Consider the following 10,460-nt stretch of genomic DNA (forward strand, 5'->3'; position numbering starts at 1 on the left):
CTCCCGGACACCACGTCCGTGAGGGGCCCGTCGTCGTTCTCCCGCGCCGGTCGCCCCGGCGCGGCGGGGGTCAGTCGGTGGCGGGCGCGGCCGACGGGGCGGGGTGGGAGGCCGCGGTGTGCTCGGCGGCGCGTTCGGCCGTCCGCCCGGCCGTGCGCTCGGCGGCCTCGCGGGCGGCTTCGAGCGCGGTGAAGACGGCCTGGCCGGCCTCGTTGCGACGGCGCAGGTGGGTGACCACGGTGTTGGTGACGGCGATCAGCGGGACGGCGACCACCGCGCCGCCGATGCCGCCGATGATGCCGCCGGCCGCGACGCCGAGGACGACGCCGAGCGGGTGGACCCGGACGGCCCGGCCGAGGATCAGCGGCTGGAGGATGTGGCTCTCCACCTGCATCACCGCGACCAGCACCACCAGCACCATCAGCGCCGTCCACGGCCCCTGGGTGACCAGCGCGATCAGCACCGCCACGGTGCCGGTGACCAGCGCGCCGACCAGCGGGACGAAGGCGCCCAGGAAGATGATCACGGCCAGCGGCAGCGCCAGCGGCACGCCCAGCAGGTCGACGCCGATGCCGATGCAGAGCGCGTCGATGAAGGCCACGCAGACCGTGCCGCGCACGTAGGCGGTGAGCGTCGCCCAGGCCTTCGGACCGGCCCCGGCCATCGCGAAGCGGGAGTGCCGGGGCAGGCCGCGCAGCGCCCAGTTCCAGATCTTCGCGCCGTCGTAGAGGAAGAAGAAGGTGGTGAAGAAGGTCATCAGCAGCGCGGTCAGCACCTCGACGGCGATCTGCGCGCCGGTGATCGAGGCCGAGGTGAGCTGATCGGTGTTGGTGGTGATGGCCTTGGTGATCTGGTTGGCGAAGTCGGTGATCTGCTGCTGGGTCAGGTGCAGCGGCCCGGTGACCAGCCAGTCCCGCAACTGGTTGACGCCGGTCTTCACCTGGGTGGTGACGTCCGAGAGGTTGGTCGACACCTGCCAGACGACGAACCAGCCGACCAGCCCGATCCCGGCCAGACCGCTGAGGAAGACCCCGCCGGCCGCCAGCGAGCGCGGCACCCCGTGCCGGCGCAGCCAGGAGACCGAGGGCTCCAGCAGCGCGGTGATCAGCAGCGAGGCCAGCACCGAGAAGGCCACCAGCCGCAGCATGTCGACCACGTAGAAGACGACGTAGAGCGCGGCGCCGAGCAGCAGCAGCCGCCAGGTCGACTCGGCGGCCACCCGCAGTCCCCACGGCACCGCCTCGGCGGGCGTGGCCGGGCGGCCGGGGTGGTACTCCCGCCCGAGCCCGACGTGCGCGGCCGGGGCGGCCGGGGCCGGTTGGGCCGCCGGAGCCGGCGCGGCGGACGGCGGGACCGGCTCGGCCGCCGGGGCCGGGTCGGTCAGCCGGACCGGGTCGGCCTGCGGCACCGGAACGGCCCGCGGGACCGGGACGGGGCCCGGCGCCTCGGCGAGTGCCGGAACGTGCCCGTCCACGAGCGCCGGCACCGGACCTTCGGCCAGCGCCGGGAGCGCGGGTTCGTGCGGGTCGGCCGCCATCGCGGCGCGCCGGCGCCGTTCGATCACGGCGGCCGCGCTCGCCACCACGGCCATGCCCTTGGCCACGGCCTTGAAGGCCTTTCCGCCCCGCGCCATCCTCGCTACCACCACTCCCCTGCCGAACCCGCCGTGTCCGGCGGTACGCCGCGGGTCCTGCCGCGGCCGTCAGGGATGACGCTACCCGCCGTGGGAGCGGCGAGTCCGGTCGCCGGTCCGTTCGACTCGAACCGTCCATCCCGATGAACCGGACAAAACGCAAGGTTCCATGCGGTTTCGGACACGGTTCGCTGGGGAGGAGTCGGGACGAGACCCCGGAGACGAGCCGCCGAGGTCGCCCCACGGCCAACTGCCGGCGGACCGGCCGGTGCGGGGAGCAACCAGGACCCCTCCCCGCGCCCCGCGTCCGCAACCGGGCCGCACCGCCCGAGGGCGCACTGGTCAGCGCAGCCCGGGCGGCGCGGTCCGCCCCCTCACCGCACACCGGAGAGCGCACGAACCGGAGAACGGCCGGGCCGGAGAACGCGCGAACCGGAGAACGGCCGGGCCGGAGTCGCCCGACCGCTGGAGACAGCCGGAGAACGCCACGGCCCCCGGTCGCCCGCCCGAGGAGGGCGAACGGCCGGGGGCCGGGTGGAACCGCGCCGCCGGAGCGGCAGCCGTTTCCTAGTACCAGTTGTGCGCCTGCCAGAACGACCACGCACCGCAGGGGCTGCCGTAGCGGGAGTTCATGTAGCCGACGCCCCACTTGATCTGGGTGGCCGGGTTGGTGCGCCAGTCGGCACCGGCCGAGGCCATCTTGGTGCCGGGCAGCGCCTGGACCAGACCGTAGGCACCGGAGCTCTTGTTGGTCGCGGTGTAGTCCCAGCCGCTCTCGCGCTTCACGATCTGGCTGAAGCACTGGAACTGCGCGTCGTTGCCGACGATCTGCCGGGCCAGGTCCTGGACCGAGCCGGGGCTGACCGAGACCGGCGGCGCGCTGTCCTCCACCGCGCTCATCGCGGAGCGGGACTTGGAACGGTTCGCGGCGGCCTCGTCGGCCTTGCGCTTGTCGTCCGCGGCCTTGGCGGCCTTCTCCGCGTCGGCCTTGGCCTGGGCGTCGGCCTTCGCCTGGGCGTCCGCGGCGGCCTGCTGGCGCGCGGCCTCCTCGGCGGCCTTCTGCTCCGCGGCGGCCTTGGCGGCGGCGTCGGCGGAGGCCTGCTGGGCGGATGCCTGCTGGCCGATGTTGTCACTGATGGTCTGCGCCTGGGCGCCAGAGGGGACTTCGGCAAGCAGGGTCGCGCCGGCGACGTCGACCGTCTGCGTCGTCTTGCCCTCGCTGCCCGAGGCCATGCCCACGACGGCACCGACAGCGGTGACGGCGGTGGCGGAGGCCACAGCGACTCCCCGGACCGAGATCCGAGTCACATGGATTCCTTCCAGCATCGCCCACGCGTGACCGTACGGGCGCAACATGCCCCTTGACACGGACCTCCGCACGGTGCACTGGTCACGGGAGGTGCTGGCCCGGCGTCCGGCCGAGGTGAGTCGACCAGGCGTTGGAATCGGGCGGCGTACGGCTCAACGTTCTTCAATTGTGCGTCCACCGACCGGAGTTGGCGGACATTCCGGGGCCTGACCTCCGGTGGCCGGAAGCCCTGCCGCGCCGTACGCGGGGCCTGACAGAACCCTCACCATGCCGCACCGGGCACGGTCGACGCAATTCCCGCCCGCGTGGCGCATGTCACAGTCACCGCACGGCGGTTCCCCGAACGGAAAGCACTCGATGTGATGAAACGGATGGGGCCCGCTCCCTCAGGAGCGGGCCCCCGGCCATGAGTTGACCGTATTGTCCGACTATGCCCTCGTCAGGGGCGGATCACGGGTGGATGTCCTCCAGCATCTCCGTGACCAACGCCGCGATCGGCGAACGCTCCGAGCGGGTGAGCGTGATGTGGGCGAAGAGCGGATGACCCTTCAGCTTCTCCACCACCGCCACCACGCCGTCGTAGCGGCCCACCCGGAGGTTGTCCCGCTGCGCCACGTCGTGGGTGAGCACCACCCGCGAGCCCTGGCCGATCCGGGACAGCACCGTCAGCAGGACGTTCCGCTCCAGCGACTGCGCCTCGTCCACGATCACGAAGGCGTCGTGCAGCGAGCGCCCCCGGATGTGGGTCAGCGGCAGCACCTCCAGCATCCCGCGGGAGATGACCTCCTCGATCACGTCCGGGGTGGTGACGGCGGAGAGGGTGTCGAAGACCGCCTGCGCCCAGGGGCCCATCTTCTCCGCCTCGGAACCGGGCAGGTAGCCCAGCTCCTGCCCGCCGACCGCGTACAGCGGCCGGAAGACCATCACCTTGCGGTGCTGCCTCCGCTCCAGCACCGCCTCCAGCCCCGCGCACAGCGCCAGCGCCGACTTCCCGGTGCCGGCCCGGCCGCCCATCGAGACGATCCCGATCTCCGGGTCGAGCAGCAGGTCCAGCGCCACCCGCTGCTCGGCGCTGCGCCCGCGCAGCCCGAACGCCTCGCGCTCCCCGCGCACCAGCCGCACCCGGCCGTCGCCGGTGACCCGGCCGAGCGCGCGGCCGCGCTCCGAGGTCAGCACCAGTCCGGTGTGGACGGGCAGCTCGGCGGCCCCGTCGACGTCAACCCCGGCGTCGTGGCCGACCGAGAAGAGCGCGTCCACCTGATCGGCCGGGACGTGCAGCTCGGTCATGCCCGTCCAGCCCGAGGTGATCGCCAGCTCGGCCCGGTACTCCTCGGCGAGCAGGCCCACCGAGCTGGCCTTGATCCGCAGCGGCAGGTCCTTGGACACGACGGTGACGTCGTAGCCCTCGGCCTGGAGGTTGCGGGCGACCGCGAGGATCCGGGTGTCCGCCTCACCGCCGCCGGCCCGGTAGCCGACCGGCAGTATCGACACGTCGGAGTGGTTGAGCTCGACCCGGATGGTGCCGCCGAGCTCTCCGACCGGGATCGGCTCGTCGAGCCGGCCGTGCCGGATGCGGTAGTCGTCGAGCAGCCGCAGCGCCTGGCGGGCGAAGTAGCCCAGCTCCGGGTGGTGCCGCTTGGCCTCCAGCTCGGTGACGACCACCACCGGGAGGACGACCTCGTGCTCCTCGAAGCGGGTCATGGCGAGCGGGTCCGCCAGGAGCACGCTGGTGTCGAGAACGTACGTGCGCCGGTCTGGTGTCCGGCGGCTCTTGGAACTGACCACTAGGCCTCCAGAGCGGATGACCCTGCGTCATCCGCGGCAAGCCGGCCCCCGCTGCCCCGGTGGCCTCGGGACCGGACTGACTGGAGTATTCCCAGGCGGGGAACGGTGCATTCGCGCCCCCGGCGAACTGACGGATCATTGCCGGTGAACGTTTGGCCTCGCCCGGGCGCCGGGTAGGCCAGGCCTACGGCGGTCATTTCCTCCGGACGGCCGGACCTGGGACGACAGCCCGCTGGACGCGGGGTCACCGCCCCTGAGGGTGCGGGGCACCGGCCCCGGGATTGCGGGGCACCGGCCCCACGGACGCCGGGCCGGAACCGGCCGATCCGGGACTACAGCCCCAGCCGCCGGTGGCGCTGCTCGTAGGCGCGCAGCGCGCGCAGGAAGTCGACCTTGCGGAAGGCCGGCCAGTACGCCTCGCAGAAGTAGAACTCGCTGTGCGCGCTCTGCCAGAGCAGGAAGCCGGACAGCCGCTGCTCGCCCGAGGTGCGGATGATCAGGTCCGGGTCGGGCTGGTTGCGGGTGTACAGGTGCTCGGCGATGTGCTCGACGGTCAGGACCTCGGCCAGTTCCTCGATCGAGGTGCCGCGTCCGGCCTGCTCCTGGAGCAGCGAGCGGACGGCGTCGGCGATCTCGTGCCGACCGCCGTAGCCGACCGCGACGTTAACCGTTATCCCGTCGATGTCGGCGGTCTGGTCGGCGGCCCGCTTGAGCACGTCGGCGGTGTGCTGGGGCAGCAGGTCCAGCGCGCCGACCGGGTTGACCCGCCAGCGGCGGGCGGCGGCCAGGCCGGTGACGGCGTCCTCGATGATGCCGAGCAGCGGGACGAGCTCATCGGCCGGGCGGTCCAGGTTGTCGGTGGAGAGCATCCAGAGGGTGACGACCTTGACGTGGGTCTCGTCGCACCAGCCGAGGAACTCGCTGATCTTGTCGGCGCCGCGCTGGTGGCCGTACGCGGTGGAGCCGCCGGCCGCCTTGGCCCAGCGGCGGTTGCCGTCCAGGATCACGCCGATGTGGCGCGGGGTGCTCGCGAGGTGGACCTCGACCCGCCGCCCGTAGAGCCCGTACATCCCGCCGAGCAGGGTGCGCAGCCCCGGCGTCCGTTCGGCGACATCGCGCAGACCCATGTTTCCCGGCCCCTCCGTGCTCGTTGCAACTGGTGCGTCTCCGCCCCCGGCGCAGCCTACTCCGGCGCGCAGGTGCACAGTAAAGCCGCAGGTAGCGGTCTGGTCACGGTCCTGTACGAAGTCTGTCCCGACGGGCGTGTCGGGGGTCCTCCGGACGGGTGGCGGGGCCTCCGCGGGGCCGCTGCGGGGCCTCCGGGGCGGGGACACGGAACGGTCTCCGAATCCTTAACGGAACCGTAAGCCGTTCTTCCGATGCTTGACGACCAGCAATGGTCTAGTCCAGCTTTTGATCCGGGACGGAACGATCCTCCTGCTCCGCCCCGCAGGCTCACTTCGGACCTCCCCTCCCCCACACGCGGCCGCCGCGCCCCCCACCGCGGCGGCCGCTCCTCCCCCAGGAGCGTCACCCCATGGCCCGTACGCTGAACCAGCCTTCGCACAAGCGCCGGCGCAGCCCCCTCCCGGCCGTCGCGGCCGGTGCCACCGCCCTCGCCCTGGCCGGCGGCGGCCTCGCCCTCTTCGCCGGCGGCGCCAGCGCGGCGGTCGGCAACCTGGTCGTCAACGGCGGCTTCGACGGCGGGCTCGGCGGCTGGACCTGTACCGGCGCCGCGACCACGGTCTCCTCCCCGGTCCACTCCGGCACCGGCGCGCTCCAGGCCACCCCGGGCGCCGGCGACACCGCCGAGTGCGCCCAGACCATCAGCGTGCTGCCCAACACCAGCTACACGCTGAGCGCGTGGGTCCAGGGCCCGTACGTCTACCTCGGCGCACGCGGCACCGGCGGCACCGACCCGTCCGCGTGGTCGAACCAGAACAGCTGGAACCAGCTGTCCAGCACCTTCACCACCGGGGCGAACGCCACCAGCGTCACCGTCTACCTGCACGGCTGGTACGGCCAGAGCGCCTACCTGGCCGACGACGTCGCACTGGTCGGCCCCGGCGGCACCGGCACCCCGTCGCCGACCGCGACCCCCACGCCGACCCCGACGCCGACGGCCACCGCCTCCCCCACGGCCACCGCGACGCCCACCCGGACGGCGACCCCGACCCCCACCGGGACGCCCACCCAGACCCCGACGGCGACCCCCACCGCCACGCCGACCAGCACCACCCCGCCGGTCACCGGCCTGCCCGCCCACGCGGTCACCGGCTACTGGCAGAACTTCGACAACGGCTCGACCGCGCAGCGGCTGAGCGACGTCCAGAGCGCGTACGACATCATCGCGGTGTCCTTCGCCGACGCCGTGCCGACCAGGACCGGCGCGATCAGCTTCACCCTGGACCCGGGCCTGTCCAAGGCCCTCGGCGGCTACACCGACGCCCAGTTCCGCGCCGACGTCAAGGCCAAGCAGGCGGCCGGCAAGAAGGTCATCCTCTCCATCGGCGGCCAGAACGGCGCGATCACCGTCGGGGACGCCACCGCCGGCGCCAACTTCACCGACAGCGCCTACGCGATCATCAAGGACTACGGCTTCGACGGCATCGACGTCGACCTGGAGAACGGCGTCCAGGCCGGCCCGCTCGGCGACGCGCTGCACGCCCTGCAGGCCAAGGTCGGCCCCGGCTTCGTCCTGACCATGGCCCCCGAGACCATCGGGATGTACAACACCTCCGGCGCCTACTTCCAGCTGGCGCTGAAGACCAAGGACATCCTCACCGTCGTCAACACCCAGTTCTACAACTCGGGCGGCATGAACGGCTGCGACGGCAAGGTCTACAACCAGGGCACCATCGACTTCATCACCTCGCAGGTCTGCACCCAGATCCAGGGCGGCCTGCGGCCGGACCAGGTCGGCATCGGCGTCCCGGCCTCCAGCAGGGCGGCGGGCGGCGGCTACGTCTCGCCGACCGTGGTGAACAACGCGCTGGACTGCCTGGCCACCGGTAACAACTGCGGCAGCTTCGTGCCGCCGGCCAAGTGGCCGACCATCCGCGGCGCGATGACCTGGTCGACCAACTGGGACGCCAACAACGGCAACGCGTTCTCCAACACGGTCGGCCCGTTCGTCCACCGGATGCCGTGACGGCCGGGAGGCCGTGACCCCCAGAGCTCAACTCCCCCGGCGCGCCGCTCCTTGAGGGTGGGGCCTGCGCGTCGGCGGCGGGGCCCGTCGTACCGACCCGGTACGGCGGGCCCTTCCGTTCTCCCTGTCCCCTCTTATTAGGGGCGGGGCCCTCCGGGGGCCGGTACGGCTCCGCGTTGCCGATGGGCCCGTACGGCTCCACTCACCGCGCCAGGACCGCGGTGAGCGCGCCGAGCAGCAGGAACGGGCCGACCGGGAGGTCGAGTCCGCGCACCGGGCGGCGGCGGGCCAGCGCGGCGGCGGCCCGCAGGGTGCCCCACAGCCCGGCGAGCACCATCGCGGCGAACAGCCCGCCGAGCGCCACCGACCAGCCGAACCAGCCGAGCAGCCCGCCCAGGGCGAGCCCGAGCGGGGAGTCCCCGGGGCCCAACGCGCCCAGCCAGACGGCCAGTTCGAGCACACCCCCGACCGCCAGGGCGACCAGCAGGCAGCGCAGCAGAGCCCCTGGATCCCGCTCGGCCAGCGCCGCGACCAGCAGCAGCGCGACCACCCCGCCGAGCAGCGGCACGGTCAGCCGGTACGGCAGCCGGCGCACCCGCGCGTCGACGAAGCCGAGCGCCACGCCGAGCGCCGCCGCCCAGCCCAGGGCCAGGGTCACCACCACCAGGCGGTCCGCCGCGTACGCCACCGCGACGGCGACCGCCGCCGCGACCGCCTCCACCGTCCAGGGGCCGGCCCCCAGCCGCTCCCGGCAGCCCGGGCAGCGCCCGGTCGGCGGCAGCAGGCGCACCGCGCGCCCGCAGGACGGGCAGTCCTCGCACCAGGGCTCGCCCTCCGGCACCGCGAACCGGGCGATCCGCCCGCGCAGCGGCGGAGCCGCCAGGAGACCGACCAGCACCGCCGCGACCACGACCGGGACCACCGGCGCACCCCCTCCTCGACCGACGCAACCGGCCACATCCTCCCGCGCCGGGCGTGTGCCGTCCGTCTCGTTCCACAGAACGGCGCGGCGGCGCTCCTCGCATACAGGAGCATTCCGGACATTCGACTGCCGGTTCGGAAGGCCGCCCGCCGCCCCCGCCTGCCGATCCAAGGGGGCCGTTCCGACCCTCCGAAGCACCCCGGCGGAGACCCGCCGCACGGCCCCTCCGTACCCCTAAAGTAGGCGGACATGCAGGTCATCCAGTCCAGCAAGCTCGCCAATGTCTGCTACGACATCCGCGGACCGGTACTCGACGAGGCGATGCGGCTGGAGGAACAGGGCCACCGCATCCTCAAGCTCAACACCGGCAACCCGGCCACCTTCGGTTTCGAGGCGCCCCCGGAGATCCTCCAGGACATCCTGCGCAACCTCGCCACCGCGCACGGCTACGGCGACTCCAAGGGCCTGCTCTCCGCCCGCCGCGCGGTGGTCATGCACTACGAGGACCGCGGGCTGCACGGCCTCTCCGTCGACGACGTCTTCCTCGGCAACGGCGTCTCCGAACTGATCCAGCTGGCCATGACCGCCCTGCTGGACGACGGCGACGAGGTGCTCGTCCCGGCCCCGGACTACCCGCTGTGGACCGCCTCGGTCTCGCTGGCCGGCGGCACCGCCGTGCACTACCGCTGCGACGAGCAGTCCGAGTGGTACCCGGACCTCGCCGACATCGAGGCCAAGGTCACCGACCGGACCAGGGCCATCGTGGTGATCAACCCGAACAACCCGACCGGTGCGGTCTACCCGCGCGAGGTGCTGGAGGGCATCGCGGAGATCGCCCGCCGGCACGACCTGGTGGTCTACGCGGACGAGATCTACGACAAGATCCTCTACGACGACGCCGAGCACGTCCCGCTGGCCACCCTGGCCCCGGACCTCTTCTGCGTCACCTTCAACGGACTGTCCAAGGCGTACCGGGTCGCGGGCTTCCGCTCCGGCTGGATGGTGCTGTCCGGCGACCGGCACCGGGCCCGCAGCTACATCGAGGGCCTGACCGTGCTCGCCTCGATGCGACTGTGCGCCAACATGCCCGCGCAGCACGCAGTGGCCGCCGCGCTCGGCGGGCGGCAGTCGATCCGCGACCTGGTGCTGCCCGGCGGCCGGCTGCACGCCTCGCGCGACGCCGCGTACAAGCTGCTCAACGAGATCCCCGGGGTCAGCTGCGTCAAGCCCAAGGGCGCGCTGTACGCCTTCCCCCGGCTGGACCCCAAGGTCCACAAGATCAAGGACGACGCCCGGATGGTGCTCGACCTGCTGCGCTCCCAGCGCATCCTGCTGGTCCAGGGCACCGGCTTCAACTGGCCCGAGCCGGACCACTTCCGGCTGGTCACGCTGCCCCGGCCGGAGGAGATCACCGACGCGGTGACCCGGATCGGCGACTTCCTGAACGGCTACGTCCAGCCGTAGCCACCGGGCTCGACGGCACTCGGGACGACTCGCGGCTCGGGACGACTTCCGACTCGGGACGACTTCCGACTCGGGACGGCTCCCGGAAAAACACTACGGCCGGAGTTCCGGTCCGGGCGATCTCCTTGGTCGGGGGAAAATCGCCCGGTGGAACTCCGGCCGTCCTGCCGCTCGGCGGGGCGCGCGGTTCGTGCCG

7 protein-coding genes are annotated in these 10,460 nt (G+C 72.9%); 2 read left to right on the forward strand and 5 right to left on the reverse strand.

Translation table 11 applies throughout. The features are described from left to right. Positions 1–70 precede the first annotated feature (70 nt). The 4 genes from ACFU6K_RS18435 to ACFU6K_RS18450 all read right to left on the reverse strand — a co-directional run bounded on the left by ACFU6K_RS18435 (position 71) and on the right by ACFU6K_RS18450 (position 5,854). The gene (locus tag ACFU6K_RS18435) at positions 71–1,633 is read right to left on the reverse strand and encodes an AI-2E family transporter (RefSeq protein WP_380664245.1); all 1,563 of its coding nucleotides are present in this window, start codon (positions 1,631–1,633) and stop codon (positions 71–73) included. 567 nt (positions 1,634–2,200) lie between these two features. Then, complete coding sequence (locus ACFU6K_RS18440) at positions 2,201–2,959, reverse strand: transglycosylase SLT domain-containing protein (RefSeq protein WP_181970664.1); 759 nt, start codon at positions 2,957–2,959, stop codon at positions 2,201–2,203. A gap of 433 nt (positions 2,960–3,392) precedes the next feature. Continuing rightward, positions 3,393–4,727, reverse strand: coding sequence for a PhoH family protein (locus ACFU6K_RS18445; protein WP_049657856.1), 1,335 nt, complete (start codon positions 4,725–4,727; stop codon positions 3,393–3,395). A gap of 332 nt (positions 4,728–5,059) precedes the next feature. Beyond that, complete coding sequence (locus tag ACFU6K_RS18450) at positions 5,060–5,854, reverse strand: isoprenyl transferase (protein WP_181970663.1); 795 nt, start codon at positions 5,852–5,854, stop codon at positions 5,060–5,062. A 410-nt stretch (positions 5,855–6,264) separates the two neighbouring features. Here ACFU6K_RS18450 and ACFU6K_RS18455 point away from each other — a divergent pair, with 410 nt between their 5' ends. Continuing rightward, on the forward strand, positions 6,265–7,878 hold the full coding sequence (locus tag ACFU6K_RS18455; RefSeq protein WP_380664248.1) for a chitinase: 1,614 nt from the start codon (positions 6,265–6,267) through the stop codon (positions 7,876–7,878). Positions 7,879–8,080: 202 nt separating this feature from the next. On the opposite strand, the gene ACFU6K_RS18460 is transcribed toward ACFU6K_RS18455, so the two are convergent. Beyond that, positions 8,081–8,800 (reverse strand): prepilin peptidase, encoded by a 720-nt coding sequence (locus ACFU6K_RS18460; RefSeq protein WP_380664250.1) that lies wholly within the window; start codon positions 8,798–8,800, stop codon positions 8,081–8,083. Between the two features lie 249 nt (positions 8,801–9,049). On the opposite strand from ACFU6K_RS18460, the gene ACFU6K_RS18465 reads away from it, so the two are divergent. After that, a complete protein-coding gene (locus ACFU6K_RS18465) occupies positions 9,050–10,264 on the forward strand; it encodes a pyridoxal phosphate-dependent aminotransferase (RefSeq protein ID WP_380664252.1) in 1,215 nt (404 codons plus the stop codon). The last annotated feature ends 196 nt before the right edge of the window (positions 10,265–10,460 follow it).

It is taken from the genome of Kitasatospora sp. NPDC057512, assembly GCF_042802135.1.
Taxonomy (GTDB): Bacteria; Actinomycetota; Actinomycetes; order Streptomycetales; family Streptomycetaceae; genus Kitasatospora.

Bases quoted from the DNA above. Each gene is read 5' to 3' on its own strand.
- ACFU6K_RS18435 (WP_380664245.1), bottom strand. From the start codon at position 1,633: ATGGCGCGGGGCGGAAAGGCCTTCAAGGCCGTGGCCAAGGGCATGGCC.
- ACFU6K_RS18440 (WP_181970664.1), bottom strand. From the start codon at position 2,959: ATGCTGGAAGGAATCCATGTGACTCGGATCTCGGTCCGGGGAGTCGCT.
- ACFU6K_RS18450 (WP_181970663.1), bottom strand. From the start codon at position 5,854: ATGGGTCTGCGCGATGTCGCCGAACGGACGCCGGGGCTGCGCACCCTG.
- ACFU6K_RS18455 (WP_380664248.1), top strand. From the start codon at position 6,265: ATGGCCCGTACGCTGAACCAGCCTTCGCACAAGCGCCGGCGCAGCCCC.
- ACFU6K_RS18465 (WP_380664252.1), top strand. From the start codon at position 9,050: ATGCAGGTCATCCAGTCCAGCAAGCTCGCCAATGTCTGCTACGACATC.